This window comes from Pseudomonas sp. GW821-FHT04D07, from assembly GCF_059420225.1.
This window is the reverse complement of record NZ_JBWKTH010000022.1, coordinates 48,282-63,000: the sequence shown is the minus strand read 5'-3', so window position 1 is coordinate 63,000 and position 14,719 is coordinate 48,282. Positions and strand designations below refer to the sequence as shown.

Annotated in this window: 10 protein-coding genes; all 10 read right to left on the bottom strand. The window is 62.0% G+C overall.

All coding sequences use genetic code 11. The annotated features are described in order from the left end of the window. Positions 1 to 57 precede the first annotated feature (57 nt). Positions 58 to 1,476, bottom strand: a complete 1,419-nt coding sequence (locus AC07T0_RS22670) for an FAD-dependent oxidoreductase (RefSeq protein WP_495003283.1) — start codon at positions 1,474 to 1,476, stop codon at positions 58 to 60. Between the two features lie 31 nt (positions 1,477 to 1,507). Continuing rightward, on the bottom strand, positions 1,508 to 5,956 hold the full coding sequence (gltB, locus tag AC07T0_RS22665) for a glutamate synthase large subunit (RefSeq protein WP_495003282.1): 4,449 nt from the start codon (positions 5,954 to 5,956) through the stop codon (positions 1,508 to 1,510). 349 nt (positions 5,957 to 6,305) lie between these two features. Next, positions 6,306 to 7,889, bottom strand: coding sequence for an AAA family ATPase (locus tag AC07T0_RS22660; RefSeq protein WP_495003281.1), 1,584 nt, complete (start codon positions 7,887 to 7,889; stop codon positions 6,306 to 6,308). 10 nt (positions 7,890 to 7,899) lie between these two features. Further along, complete coding sequence (gene aroB, locus AC07T0_RS22655) at positions 7,900 to 9,000, bottom strand: 3-dehydroquinate synthase (protein WP_495003280.1); 1,101 nt, start codon at positions 8,998 to 9,000, stop codon at positions 7,900 to 7,902. A gap of 149 nt (positions 9,001 to 9,149) precedes the next feature. Further along, on the bottom strand, positions 9,150 to 9,668 hold the full coding sequence (aroK, locus tag AC07T0_RS22650; protein ID WP_042935610.1) for a shikimate kinase AroK: 519 nt from the start codon (positions 9,666 to 9,668) through the stop codon (positions 9,150 to 9,152). A gap of 4 nt (positions 9,669 to 9,672) precedes the next feature. After that, positions 9,673 to 11,748, bottom strand: coding sequence for a type IV pilus secretin PilQ (locus AC07T0_RS22645; protein ID WP_495003279.1), 2,076 nt, complete (start codon positions 11,746 to 11,748; stop codon positions 9,673 to 9,675). 11 nt (positions 11,749 to 11,759) lie between these two features. Continuing rightward, positions 11,760 to 12,287 (bottom strand): pilus assembly protein PilP, encoded by a 528-nt coding sequence (locus AC07T0_RS22640; RefSeq protein WP_495003278.1) that lies wholly within the window; start codon positions 12,285 to 12,287, stop codon positions 11,760 to 11,762. Then, positions 12,284 to 12,913, bottom strand: a complete 630-nt coding sequence (gene pilO / locus AC07T0_RS22635) for a type 4a pilus biogenesis protein PilO (RefSeq protein ID WP_495003277.1) — start codon at positions 12,911 to 12,913, stop codon at positions 12,284 to 12,286. The genes AC07T0_RS22640 and pilO overlap by 4 nt, the downstream gene beginning before the upstream one ends. Continuing rightward, positions 12,910 to 13,476, bottom strand: a complete 567-nt coding sequence (locus tag AC07T0_RS22630; RefSeq protein ID WP_495003276.1) for a PilN domain-containing protein — start codon at positions 13,474 to 13,476, stop codon at positions 12,910 to 12,912. The genes pilO and AC07T0_RS22630 overlap by 4 nt, the downstream gene beginning before the upstream one ends. Before the next feature lies 1 nt (position 13,477). Beyond that, positions 13,478 to 14,542, bottom strand: coding sequence for a pilus assembly protein PilM (locus tag AC07T0_RS22625; RefSeq protein ID WP_248795934.1), 1,065 nt, complete (start codon positions 14,540 to 14,542; stop codon positions 13,478 to 13,480). Positions 14,543 to 14,719 lie beyond the last annotated feature (177 nt).

Genomic DNA, 14,719 nt, shown 5'->3' with positions numbered 1-14,719 from the left:
CCACGGCGCCTGAACCACCATCGCGAGCAAGCTCGCTCCTACAGAGGGGCGCGCAGATCAGACACCGAGGTAGTCCAGGATCCCTTCAGCAGCATTGCGCCCTTCGAAGATCGCGGTCACCACCAGGTCGGAACCGCGCACCATATCGCCACCGGCAAAAATCTTCGGATTGCTGGTCTGGTGCTTGAACTGAGCCTGTTCCGGAGCCACCACGCGGCCCTGGTTGTCGGTCTGGATGCTGAACTGCTCGAACCACGGCGCCGGGCTCGGACGGAAACCGAAGGCGATGACCACGGCATCAGCCGGGATGATCTCCTCGGAGCCCGGGATCGGCTCGGGGCTGCGGCGGCCACGGGCATCCGGTTCGCCGAGACGGGTCTCGACCACCTTCACGCCTTCGACCTTGTCTTCACCGACAATCGCAATCGGCTGGCGGTTGTAGAGGAATTTCACCCCTTCTTCCTTAGCGTTCTTCACCTCTTTGCGCGAGCCGGGCATGTTCGCCTCGTCACGCCGATAGGCACAGGTCACCGACTTGGCGCCCTGGCGGATCGAGGTGCGGTTGCAGTCCATCGCCGTATCGCCACCACCGAGCACCACGACCTTCTTGCCCTTCATGTCGACGAAATCTTCCGGCGACTTTTCAAAGCCCAGGTTGCGGTTGACGTTGGCGATAAGGAAATCCAGGGCATCGTAAACGCCCGGCAGATCCTCGCCGGCAAAGCCGCCCTTCATGTAGGTGTAGGTGCCCATGCCCATGAACACGGCATCGTATTCGGCGAGCAACTGCTCCATGGTCACGTCCTTGCCGACCTCGGTGTTGAGGCGGAACTCGATGCCCATACCGCTGAAGACTTCGCGACGGTTGCTCAGCACGGTCTTTTCCAGCTTGAACTCGGGGATGCCGAAGGTCAGCAGACCACCGATTTCCGGGTTCTTGTCGAACACCACCGGGGTCACCCCACCACGTACCAGCACGTCGGCACAACCCAGGCCCGCAGGGCCCGCACCGATGATCGCGACTCGCTTGCCGGTCGGCTTGACCTTGGACATGTCCGGACGCCAGCCCATGGCGAACGCGGTGTCGGTGATGTACTTCTCCACCGAACCGATGGTCACCGCGCCGAAACCGTCGTTGAGGGTGCAGGCACCCTCGCACAGACGATCCTGCGGACACACCCGGCCACAGACTTCCGGCAGGGTGTTGGTCTGGTGGGACAGCTCGGCGGCGGCGAGGATATTGCCCTCGGCCACCAGCTTCAGCCAGTTGGGAATGAAGTTGTGCACCGGGCACTTCCACTCGCAATACGGGTTACCGCAACCCAGGCAGCGGTGGGCCTGGTCGGCCGACTGCTGGGGTTTGAAGGGTTCGTAGATCTCCACGAACTCTTTCTTGCGCTGACGCAACAGTTTCTTCTTCGGATCCTTGCGCCCGACATCGATGAACTGGAAGTCGTTACTCAGACGTTCAGCCATTACAAAAACCTCATCAAACTCTTCAGGCGCATCACTGCGGATTGGCACGGGTGCTGGACAGCAACGACTTCAAGGTGGCCGCCTTCGGCTTGACCAGCCAGAAGCGCCGCAGATAGTCATCCAAGTTCTCGGCGAGGTTACGCCCCCACTCGCTGTCGGTCTCCGCAACATACTCGTCCAGCACACGTTGCAGATGGCTGCGATAGGCTTCCATCGCTTCGCCGCTGATCCGCTGGATCTCCACCAACTCGTGGTTCACCTTGTCGACAAAGGTATTGTCCTGGTCGAGCACGTAGGCGAAACCGCCGGTCATGCCCGAACCGAAGTTGTACCCGGTCTTGCCCAGTACACAGACGAAACCGCCGGTCATGTACTCGCAGCAGTGATCGCCGGTGCCTTCCACCACGGTGTGGGCCCCGGAGTTACGCACGGCGAAACGTTCGCCCGCGGTGCCGGCGGCGAACAGCTTGCCGCCCGTGGCGCCGTACAGGCAGGTGTTGCCGATAATGGCGCTGTCCTGGGTCTTGTAGGCGCTGCCCTTGGGTGGAACGATCACCAGCTTGCCGCCGGTCATGCCCTTGCCCACGTAGTCGTTGGCGTCGCCTTCCAGGTACATGTCCAGGCCGCCGGCGTTCCAGACGCCGAAGCTCTGACCCGCGGTGCCCTTGAAGCGGAAGGTGATCGGTGCCTTGGCCATGCCTTGGTTGCCGTGACGACGGGCGATTTCACCGGAGATCCGCGCGCCGATGGAACGGTCGCAGTTACAGATATCCAAAGCGAACTCGGCGCCGCTGAGATCGTTGATCGCAGGCAGGGCCATCTCGACCATCTTCTCGGCCAGCAGGCCCTTGTCGAATGGCGGGTTGCGCTCGACCTGGCAAAACTGCGGCTTGTCCGCCGGGATGTGATCGCTGCCCAACAGCGGCGTCAGGTCCAAGTGGTTCTGCTTGGCGGTTTCGCCTTTGAGGATTTCCAGCAGATCGGTACGCCCGATCAGCTCCTCAAGGGTGCGCACACCAAGCTTGGCCAGCCACTCACGGGTCTCCTCGGCGACGTAGGTGAAGAAGTTCACCACCATGTCGACGGTGCCGATGTAGTGGTCCTTGCGCAGCTTCTCGTTCTGGGTCGCGACGCCAGTGGCGCAGTTGTTCAGGTGGCAGATGCGCAGGTACTTGCAGCCCAGGGCGATCATCGGCGCGGTGCCGAAGCCGAAGCTCTCGGCGCCGAGGATGGCCGCCTTGATCACGTCGAGGCCGGTTTTCAGGCCGCCGTCGGTCTGCACCCGGACCTTGCCGCGCAGGTCGTTGCCACGCAGGGTCTGGTGGGTTTCGGCCAGGCCGAGTTCCCATGGCGCGCCGGCATACTTGATCGAGGTCAGCGGTGAGGCACCGGTACCGCCGTCATAACCGGAAATGGTGATCAGGTCGGCATAGGCTTTCGCCACACCGGCGGCGATGGTACCAACGCCGGCTTCCGCCACCAGTTTCACCGAGACCAACGCCAGCGGGTTGACCTGCTTCAGGTCGAAGATCAGCTGCGACAAGTCTTCGATGGAGTAGATGTCGTGGTGAGGCGGTGGCGAGATCAGGGTCACGCCCGGTACCGCATAACGCAGCTTGGCGATCAGGCCGTTGACCTTGCCGCCAGGCAACTGGCCACCCTCACCAGGCTTGGCACCCTGGGCCACCTTGATCTGCAGCACTTCGGCGTTGACCAGATACTCCGGGGTCACACCGAAACGGCCGGTCGCCACTTGCTTGATTTTCGAGCTCTTGATGGTGCCGTAGCGCGCCGGGTCTTCGCCGCCTTCGCCGGAGTTGGAACGCGCACCCAGGCGGTTCATGGCTTCGGCCAGGGCTTCGTGAGCTTCTGGCGACAAGGCCCCCAGGGAAATACCCGCCGAGTCGAAGCGCTTGAGGATCGACTCCAGCGGTTCGATGTCGCTGATCGACAGCGGCGTTTCCAGGGTTTTCACCTGGAACAGGTCGCGGATCATCGACACCGGACGGTTGTCCACCAGCGCGGTGTATTCCTTGAACTTGGCGTAGTCGCCCTGCTGCACGGCGGCTTGCAGGGTGCTGACCACATCCGGGTTGTAGGCGTGGTATTCGCCGCCGTAGACGAACTTCAGCAGGCCGCCTTGCTGGATCGGCTTGCGCGCGCTCCAGGCTTCGCTGGCCAGCAGTTTCTGTTCGGCTTCGAGGTCGACGAAACGCGCGCCCTTGATCCGGCTCGGCACGCCACGGAAGCTCAGGTTGACCACTTCCTCGGACAGGCCAATGGCTTCGAACAACTGCGCACCACGGTACGAAGCGATGGTGGAAATCCCCATTTTCGAGAGGATCTTCAGCAGGCCCTTGGTGATGCCCTTGCGGTAGTTCTTGAACACTTCATAGAGATCGCCCAGCACTTCGCCGGTACGGATCAGGTCGCCCAGCACTTCATAGGCCAGGAACGGATAGACCGCCGAGGCACCGAAACCGATCAGCACGGCAAAGTGGTGCGGATCGCGCGCGGTGGCGGTTTCCACGAGGATGTTGCTGTCGCAGCGCAGGCCTTTTTCGGTCAGGCGATGGTGCACCGCACCGGTCGCCAGGGACGCATGCACCGGCAGCTTGCCCGGGGCGATATGGCGGTCGCTGAGGACGATCTGGGTCCGACCGGCGCGTACCGCTTCTTCAGCCTGGTCGGCGATGTTGCGCACCGCCGCTTCCAGCCCGACGCTCTCGTCGTAGTTCAGGTCGATGACCTGGCGACCGAAGCCCGGACGCTCCAGGTTCATCAGCGAGCGCCACTTGGCCGGGGAGATCACCGGCGAGCTGAGGATCACCCGCGAGGCGTGCTCCGGCGACTCTTCGAAGATGTTGCGCTCGGCACCGAGGCAGATCTCCAGCGACATGACGATGGCTTCACGCAGCGGGTCGATCGGCGGGTTGGTCACCTGGGCGAACTGCTGGCGGAAATAGTCGTACGGCGTGCGCACGCGCTGGGACAGCACGGCCATCGGCGTGTCATCGCCCATCGAGCCGACCGCCTCGTAGCCCTGCTCGCCCAACGGACGCAGCACCTGGTCGCGCTCTTCGAACGTGACCTGGTACATCTTCATGTATTGCTTGAGCTGCTCGACGTTGTAGAACGCCGAACCGTGGTCGTTGTCTTCCATGGTCGCCTGGATGCGCAAGGCGTTCTTGCGCAGCCACTGCTTGTACGGGTGACGCGACTTCAGGCGGTTATCGATGGCATCGGTGTCGAGGATCTGGCCGGTTTCGGTGTCCACGGCAAAGATCTGCCCAGGGCCGACACGGCCTTTGGCGATCACGTCTTCCGGCTGGTAGTTCCACACGCCGATTTCCGACGCCAGGGTGATATAGCCGTTCTTGGTGGTTACCCAACGGGCCGGACGCAGGCCGTTGCGGTCGAGCAGGCAGACCGCGTGACGACCTTCGGTCATCACCACACCCGCCGGGCCGTCCCACGGTTCCATGTGCATGGAGTTGAATTCATAGAACGCGCGCAGGTCGGCGTCCATGGTGTCGACGTTCTGCCACGCCGGCGGAATCAGCATGCGCACGCCACGGAACAGGTCGATGCCGCCGGTCACCATCAGCTCGAGCATGTTGTCCATGCTCGAGGAGTCGGAACCGACGCGGTTGACCAGCGGGCCCAACTCGTCGAGATCGGGGATCAGGTCGTTGGCGAATTTGGTGCGCCGGGCCTGGGCCCAGTTGCGGTTGCCGGTGATGGTGTTGATCTCGCCGTTGTGCGCCAGGAAGCGGAACGGTTGCGCCAACGGCCATTTCGGCAGGGTGTTGGTGGAAAAGCGCTGGTGGAACACGCAGATCGCGGTTTTCAGGCTCGGGTCGCTAAGGTCCGGATAGAAGGCGGTGAGGTCCGCCGGCATCATCAGGCCTTTGTAAATGATGGTCTTGTGGGAAAAGCTGCAGATGTAGTGATCGGTGTCGGCGGCATTGGCCACCGACGAGCGACGACGAGAACTGAACAACTTGATGGCGAACGCCTGGTCACTCAGGCCTTCGCCGCCGATGAAGACTTGCTCGATCTGCGGCAGGCGCTCCAGGGCCAGGCGGCCGAGGACGCTGGTATCGATCGGCACCTTGCGCCAGCCCACCAGTTGCAGGCCGGCCGCGAGGATTTCGCGATTCATGTGTTCGCGGGCGGCTTCGGCTTTGACCGGGTCCTGGTTGAAGAACACCATGCCCACCGCATATTGCTTGGGCAAATCGCTACCGAATGTCGCTTTGGCGACAGCGCGCAGGAACTGGTCCGGCTTCTGGATCAGAAGGCCGCAACCGTCACCGGTCTTGCCGTCGGCGTTGATCCCACCGCGGTGGGTCATGCAGGTCAGGGCCTCAATGGCCGTCTGCAACAGGTGATGACTGGGCTCGCCCTGCATATGGGCAATCAGGCCGAAACCACAGTTATCCTTGAATTCATCTGGTTGGTACAGACCTGCTTTCATAGACACTTTCTCACCAGGCTGCCTCTTTATCGAGGCAAATTTCTTTTCAATTCAACCACTTACCATCCACGCCGAACGTACGCCGGCTTTGCAGGGGCAAAAGGGAGGTCATTGTACACACCGACATTCACGCCCACAAACTTAACGACGAATCGTCGAAAATTCATGTCGCATTTATGAAAGGTTTAAAGCGATATCTCATGCTAGTCAAAACATTTTTGAATTTTGACCGTAACGACTCAAAACCACTGTGACGCAGACACCAAAAGGCACGCGGCTTTGGAAGCAGCATGCGCTTGCGGAAATTTTGAGGTGCCGGGAAGGCGGCCTGGATAAGGCCGCCGATTCTTCAGCGAGTTGTGGCCAGGTCCTGTTGGACGCTGGCGACAGTACGAGGCCAAGGTTTACCAGCCTGAACCTTCGCTGGCAAGGCCTTGATGGCGCTGACGGCCGCATCGCGGCTGCCGAAGCTGCCGTAGGTGATCACGTAAAGCGGCTTGCCGTTAAGCACTTTCTTGAAATAACGGTACTCGCCGCCCTGTTCCTTGACGAAATTCTGCGCGGTGGTCTCGGAGCTGGTACCGAGGATCTGGACCACATAGTTGCCCGGCGCCTGGCCGGTGTACCAGCTGTGGCCCGTCGCGGCGGCCTTGGCCACCACGGCCGGTTTCTCAACGGCTTTCTCTGGCGCCTTGGCGACCGGCTTGGGCACCGGAACCGGGGTCTGGGCCGGTTTGGCGGTGGCGACCTGGGCCGGTACCGGCTTGGCCACCGGAGTCGGCGTCGGGCCCGCTGGCACGCCGACAGGCGGCGCGATAGTGGTGACGGTCGGCGGCTTGGCCGGACCACCATCAACTGGCGGCGCAATGCCATCATCACCTTCAATACTGCCACCCGCCGCTTCGGCCAGTGGACCGCGCATCACCGGCTGCGACTGGCCGACCAACGGTAGCGGCATCGGCTGCGAATTGCCGGCGAATTCCACCGTCGGATTACCCGCGGCGTTCGGTTTGGGCACCTGTCCCAGTGGCAGTTGCGCCTGCTCGCTGGCGGTTGTGCCGGCGCTGGCCGGCGCCTTGTTGCGACCCGGAATCATCCAGGCCGCCGCGACGGCAACCACCACCACGGCGGACAACGCCAATACCTGCTTCTTAGGCATCTTGAACCCCATACTTGGACGCTTCACCGCGGAGCGGCTGGCGATCATCGCTTCGATCATGGCGTCACGGGCGACCTGATTGATGTTGCCAGGCCAACCTTCGGCGCTTTCGTGAATCTCAGTGATCTGCTCAGCGGAAAAAAGTTCGATTCCCTGGCCCGCGCCATCAAGACGCTGGGCCAGGTATTCACGTGTTTCTTCTTCGGTGTAGGGCTGCAATTCGATCACGTGGAAGCGTTCTTCCTCCGCGCCGTGCTGCTCCAGCGCCGCGATCAGCGACGATTCGCCGAACAGGAACACATGCGGTCGCCCCTCCGGCGCGCCGGTCGCCAGGGCCAGCAGGGCCTCGATGGCGGAGTCGTCGAGCGACTCGGCATCGTCCACCAGCAGGTAGACCTCCTGACCGGTCAGGGCCAGTTGCACCACCTGGTTGAGGATCTCGCGGATATCGGCCTGGGCGACGTTCAACGCCTGGGCGATCTGCCGCAGCACGCCCGCCGCATCGCCGGCACCGCGCGCGGAGACCACCACGCTTTGCACCGACTGCTTGTTGGTGCTCGCCACCAGCGCTTGGCGCAACAGCGTCTTGCCACTGCCTTGCGGGCCGGTAACCACCAGCAGCAGTTGGCTATAACGGGCCAGGTGATGCAATTGCCCGAGCACTGGCTTGCGCTGGGCGGGGAAAAATTTGAAGCCAGGCACCCGGGGAGCGAAAGGGTCGTGACTTAACTGGTAATGGCCGAGGAAAGCCTCGTCGGCATGCAAACTGGTCATCGGAATCCTATCAACCTTTAAGCTGAGCCAGAGTGCGGTAGTCCGCCCCCAGCGTGGCCTGTAGAACTTCTTTCGGATAATCGTCGGTTACCACGGCTTCGCCCATTCGGCGCAACAGCACCAGGCGCAGGCGACCGTCGATCACTTTCTTGTCAACTGCCATGTGTTCGAGAAAATCGGCCTCGGTCATCTCCTCCGGCGGAATGACCGGCAAGCCGGCACGCAGAAACAGACGAATACCGCGATCACGCTCCTGGGCACTGATCCAGCCCAGGCGCATGGACATTTCCAGTGCCATTACGGTGCCCGCCGCCACGGCTTCGCCGTGCAGCCAGACACCATAGCCCATGTGCGTCTCGATGGCGTGGCCGAAGGTGTGCCCGAGGTTGAGCGTGGCGCGTATGCCGGACTCGCGCTCGTCGGCACCGACCACCGCGGCCTTGGCCGCGCAGGAACGCTCGATGGCGACGGTCAGGGCACTCTGGTCCAGGGCGCGCAGTTGGTCGACGTGCTCTTCCAACCAGGTCAGGAACGGTTCGTCGCAGATCAGGCCGTACTTGATCACTTCCGCCAGGCCCGCCGACAGCTCGCGCGGCGGCAGGGTATTCAGGGTCGTGGTATCGATCAGCACCACATTGGGCTGATAGAAGGCACCGACCATATTCTTGCCCAGCGGATGGTTGATACCGGTCTTGCCGCCCACCGACGAATCGACCTGGGACAGCAAGGTGGTGGGTACCTGGATAAAGTCCACGCCGCGCTGGTAGCAGGCCGCGGCGAAGCCAGCCATGTCGCCGATCACCCCGCCGCCCAGGGCGATCACCGTGGTGCGGCGGTCATGACGGGCCGTCAGCAGACCGTCGAAGATCAACTGCAGGGTTTCCCAGGTCTTGAAGGCCTCGCCGTCGGGCAACACCACCGAAACCACGGAATAAGCCGACAGACTGCGGGTCAGGCGCTCGAGGTAGAGCGGAGCGACGGTTTCATTGGAGATGATCGCAACCTGCCGACCGGCAATGTGCGGCGTCAGCAGCCCGGGCTGGTCCAGCAGCCCTTCGCCAATGTGAATCGGGTAGCTACGCTCGCCAAGATCGACCTTAAGTGTCTGCATGTGTCCCCACAGTGAAGATGGACGCGGGCGTCCAGTCTCAGGATTAACGATTGTCGGCGGCGTCTGGTGTGGACGCGGCCCGATGGCTCTAAGCCATGACCGACACCGAGCATGGCGGTTGTCGAGGATAGCGCATTTCCTCCCGCGCTTTAACGGGGAGGCAGCTGCTGCAAGCGTTCAAGGATGTCCAGGACCACCATGCGTGGCGGCCGCTCATCGGTTTCCACCACCAGGTCGGCGATTTCCCGATACAGCGGATCACGGATCGCCAACAGGTCGCGCAAGGTCTTGGCCGGGTCGGCGGTGCGCAGCAATGGCCGGTTGCGGTCACGGGCCGTGCGTCCGACCTGCTGCTCCACCGAAGCGTGCAGGTAGACCACCCGACCACCGGCGTGCAGGGCCTGGCGGTTTTCGTCGCGCATGACCGCACCACCGCCGGTGGCCAACACCACACCGTCGGCCGCGCACAACTCGGCAATCATCGCCTGCTCGCGGTCGCGAAAGCCGGGTTCGCCTTCCTTGTCGAAGATCCACGGAATATTCGCACCGGTACGCAGTTCAATTTCCTTGTCGGAATCTTTGAAAGGCAGGCGCAGCTCTTTGGCCAGCAACCGGCCTATGGTGCTCTTTCCAGCCCCCATAGGCCCTACAAGAATCAAATTTCGCACAGAATCAACGACTCACAGCAATCGCCTGGTTATTCATGATACGCGGAGTCAGGAATACCAGCAGCTCGGATTTTGCTTCCGAGACAATGTCTCGACGGAAGAGGCGGCCAACATACGGCACATCGCCGAGAAATGGCACCTTCTCTTCGGTTTTGCTTTGCGTATTGGAAAATACGCCGCCGATCACCACGGTCTCGCCGTCGTTGACCAGGACCTTGGCGTTGACCTGGTTTTTCTTGATCGGCGGAACGTTGTTCAGCACGTTCTGGTAGTCCGGCTCATCCTTGGTCACCTTCACCTCCATGATGATCCGGTTGTCCGGGGTGATCTGCGGGGTCACTTCCAGGGACAGCGAAGCCTCCTTGAAGGACACCGAAGTCGCGCCGCTGGAGCTGGATTCCTGGTAAGGAATCTCGGTGCCCTTGAGGATCTTCGCGGTTTCCTTGTCGGAAGTGACCACCTTGGGCTGCGACACCACCTCGCCGTTGCCGGTTTTTTCCATCGCACTGAGTTCCAGGTCCAGGGTCGTGTTGTTGGTCACGAAGCCGATGCCGATGCCGGACGTGGCGGTGGTCGCACCCAGGTCGACGAACGGTGTGCTGGCGTTCTGGCCGGTCAGTTTGGAGAGGGTCGGCGAACCGCCCGAGGTGTTCCAGTTGCCGCCACTGATCTTGCCGCCCCAGCGGGCGCCGAGCTGCTTGTCGTAACCGACGTTGGCTTCAACAATCCGCGCTTCGATCATCACCTGGCGCACCGGAATGTCCAACTGGGCGACAATGCGCCGCAATTCGTCGAGGCGGTCCTGGGTCTGGTAGGCAATGATGTTGTTGGTGCGGTCATCCACGGTGATCGAGCCACGCTCGTCGGCCTTGGACTCGGCACTGGTCACCGACTGGAACAGCTTGGCGATATCCGCCGCTTTCGCGTAGTTGACCTGCAACAACTCACGGCGCAATGGCGCCAGCTCGGCGATCTGTTTCTGCGACTCCAGTTCCTGGCGCTCGCGAGCGGCGATCTCGTCCGCCGGGGCCACCAGCAGCACGTTGCCGATCTTGCGCTTGTCCAGGCCCTTGGTTTTCAGCACCAGGTCCAACGCCTGGTCCCAAGGCACATTCTGCAGGCGCAGGGTGATCCCGCCCTGCACCGTGTCACTGGCCACCAGGTTGAGGTTGGTGAAGTCGGCGATCAGTTGCAGCACCGAACGCACATCGATGTCCTGGAAGTTCAGCGAGAGCTTATCGCCGCTGTAGACGAAGCGCTCGGCATTACGCCGCTGCAGGTCGTCAACGGTAAGCGGGCGTACGCTGATGGTCAGCTTGTTGTCGGTCTGGTAGGTCGAGTAATCGAAGGCACCGCTGGGCTCGATGGAAATGCTCGCCTTGTCGGCGACGACACTGGCGTTGACGAACTGCACCGGCGTGGCGAAATCCTTCACATCCAGGCGCACCCGCAGCGGATCGGGCAACTGGGTCTTGGCGAAGTCCACGCTGATCTTGCCACCACGCTCCTGGATATCCGGGCTGATGGACGGATCGGACAGCTCGATGACCACGTTGCCCTCACCCTGCTCGCCGCGCTGGAAGTCGACATTGCGGATCGCCCGCCCCGCCGCCACATAGGGCTTGGGCGTCGCTCGCGCGGGAACCGGCACCGCCGCCGCGGGCCTTGGCGCGCTGGCCTGGGCCGTGCCGGCTGCCCCTGCACCCAGGCCGACCACCACGAACAGATTGCTGCCCTCGATACGCGTGCTGTACGGCACCAGTTTGGTCAGGCTGATAATCAGCCGCGTGCGATCCTTGGCCTCGACCACGGTCACGCTGTGGGCGTTGCCCACGCCCAGGTCGCGAGTCTTGTTGGCCAACTGGCTGGAGACACCGGTCAAGTCCAGGGCGATACGCGCCGGCTGGTCGGTGGTGTAGCCGTGGGGGGCGGCGGGCGGGCTGTCGAAGCCCAGCTTCAGCTCGACCCGATCGCCGGGCAACGCCGCCACATCCAGGGTTTTCAGGTTGGCCGCCAACACCATCGGCGACACCAGCGCTATCCATAGCGAAATGCCGAGGGATGAAATAATCCTGTTCATATCGAATTCCACTATGAGTGCTCTTTCAAAGGGATGGTGCGCGGTCGTTCCAGCCAGGCGCCTTCGCCGTCCGGAACGAGCTCTATCACCTCGACCTGAGCGTCGGTGATGGCCACGATACGGCCATCGTTGCGTCCCAGGTAATCGCCCACTTTCAATCGATGGACACCACCCGCCCCACGTAACAAAGCAAAGGTGCCACTGGCATTGGATAACGTACCGACCATCTCGAACTGCTCGATGTTGAAGCCCTCGAGGAACTGCTTGGTCCGGTTCGGATCAGGCTTGACCTCGTGAGAGCCTTTCTCACGATGGGTCAAGTCGATCTTCATCGGCGGCTGGAACGGGCTGCGCAGCGCGGCGGCGCTGTAGGTGAACATCTCGAAGGCGCGAAACTTCGGCGTCGGCTCGATATTGCCCGCCGGACGCGCCCGCACCTCTTTCATGTACGCATCCAGGTCGCTGAAATCGTTGCCGCGGCCACAGCCAACCAGCATCAGCGCCAACATGGCCACACAGATCGCTTGCAAGCGGCTCATTTCTGCAGCCCCTTGTCGTTGTAGCGATAGGTCTTGGCCAGGATGCTCATGCGCAGCTTGTTGCTACCGACCGGCGTAGCCACGATCGGCTTGATCTCGAAATCATGCAGAGTCACGATCCGTGGCAGCGCAGCCACACCGCTGACAAAGGTGGCCAGGTCGTGATAGGCGCCGGTCACGGTAATCTGGATCGGCAGCTCGATATAGAACTGCTGGGTGACTTCCGGCAAGAGCTTGATCTCCTCGAACTCCAGTCCGCTGCCCAGCCCGGTGCGGGTGATGTCTTCCAGCAGCCCCGGCACCTCGGTGTCACTCGGCAACTGCTTGAGCAAGGCGCCGAACGACTCCTCCATATCCTGCATCTGCCGGGTATAGGCCTCCAGGTTCGCGGCTAGGTGCGCCTTGGTGGCGAACTGCTCCTTGAGGGTCACTTCCGTCGCGCGTTGCTGGTCCAGTTGATCGATCAGGTCCTTGATGTAGAAGTTGTACCCCAGGGCCAATACCAGGATCGCCGTCAGTAGGCCGCTCGCCACCTTGACCACCACCGGCCAGGAGCCGATGTTCTGCATGTCCAGGTCGGCAAGGTCGATCTTGCGCAGGCTTTCCACCCAGGCGGAGACATTCATTTGGCCACCCCCTCAGATTTTGGCTGGGTCTGGCGCACGCTCATCTGGAACGTATTGGCCTGGTCCACCGCACCGGCGGTGGTCGCCTTGACCTCGGTCAGCGTGGGCCCCGTGAGCCAATCGGAGGCATCGAGATTGCGCATCAGGTCTGAAACCCGGTTGTTGGACTCGGCTGCGCCAGTGATCGCGATGATCTTGTCCGTCATCTTCACGTTTGTGAAATACACGCCGTCCGGCAGGGTCCGCACCAGTTGATCGAAGATCCGCCCACTGATGGACCGGTTGCCCTGCAGGTCCTGGATGATTTTCATGCGCTCGATCAGTTGCTGGCGACGGGCCTTGAGTTCGCTGATCTGCTTGATCCGCCCGTCGAGCTGGGCGATTTCCTTGTTCATGTAGGCATTGCGCGCGACCTGCCGGTCAACGGCGCCGCTGAAGTACTGGTCGGTCAGCAAAACCACGCCGACCGCCGCCACCAGCACGCCGACCAGGGCGGTCAGGAAGCGTTTGCGTCGCTCTTCGCGCAGTTGCTCGCGCCAGGGCAGAAGATTGATGCGCGCCATATCAGTCGAAACTCCTCAAGGCCAGACCGCAGGCGATCATCAGGGCCGGCGCATCACTGGCCAGGGCCCCGGCGTTGACCTTGCTGCTCAAGGCCATGTCGGCGAAGGGGTTGGCCACCAGGGTGGGCGTGCCGAGCCGCTGCTGGATCAAGTGATCGAGCCCGGCAATGGACGCCGTGCCACCGGCGAGCAGGATGTAGTCGACATCGTTGTACTGCCCGGAGGCAAAGAAGAACTGCAGGGAGCGAGACACCTGCTGGACCACGGCATCCTTGAACGGTTGCAGCACCTCGGCGACGTAGTCGTCGGGCAGGCCGCCCTGTTTCTTCGCCAGCCCCGCCTCTTCGTTGGACAGGCCGTAGCGGCGCTGGATTTCTTCGGTGAGCTGGCGGCCGCCGAACAACTGTTCGCGGGTGTAGATGATCCGGCCGTTATGCAGGACGCTAAGGGTGGTCATGGTCGCGCCGATATCCACCACCGCCACCGTCAGCTTCTCGTGGTCGCTGGCCAGTTGCGCGGCGAGCAGGCCGAAGGAACGCTCCAGGGCGTAGGCCTCGACATCGACCACCTGGGCTTCGAGCCCGGCCAGGGCCAGGGCCGCCTCGCGGACCTCGACGTTTTCTTTCCGACAGGCGGCAAGCAATACCTCGACACGCTCGGGATTGCGCGCCGAATAGCCCTGGACCTCGAAGTCGATGGCCACTTCTTCCAGGGGATAGGGAATGTACTGGTCGGCCTCGATTTTCAGCTGGTTTTCCATTTCGTCATCGGAAAGCCCGGCGTCCATCTCGATGGTCTTGGTGATCACCGCGGAGCCGGCCACCGCGACGGCCACGCCGCGCACATTGGTCTTGGCCTTGAGCAGCACCCGCGCAAGGGCCTGCCCGACGCCTTCGAGCTCGGCGATGTTTTTTTCCACCACGGCATTGGCCGGCAACGGTTCCACGGCGTAGGACTCGACTCGATATCGATTGCCTGAGCGGCTCAATTCGAGGAGTTTTACCGAGGTGGAACTGATGTCGATCCCCAGGAGCGAATGCGCTTTTTTGCCAAAGAGTCCAAGCACTACCGATTCCCTTTTACTATCCGCGACTTACGGACCCTTTATGATCAGTGGCATTTAATAGCAGTCTTGACATAAGCGCAAATGACGCTCACGCCCAAAAATGCTTATAATGCCCAGCGTTTTTTTCCGAATCGCCGAACCAGCGCTTGCTGTGAATTTAGCCTGACGCCTAACTCA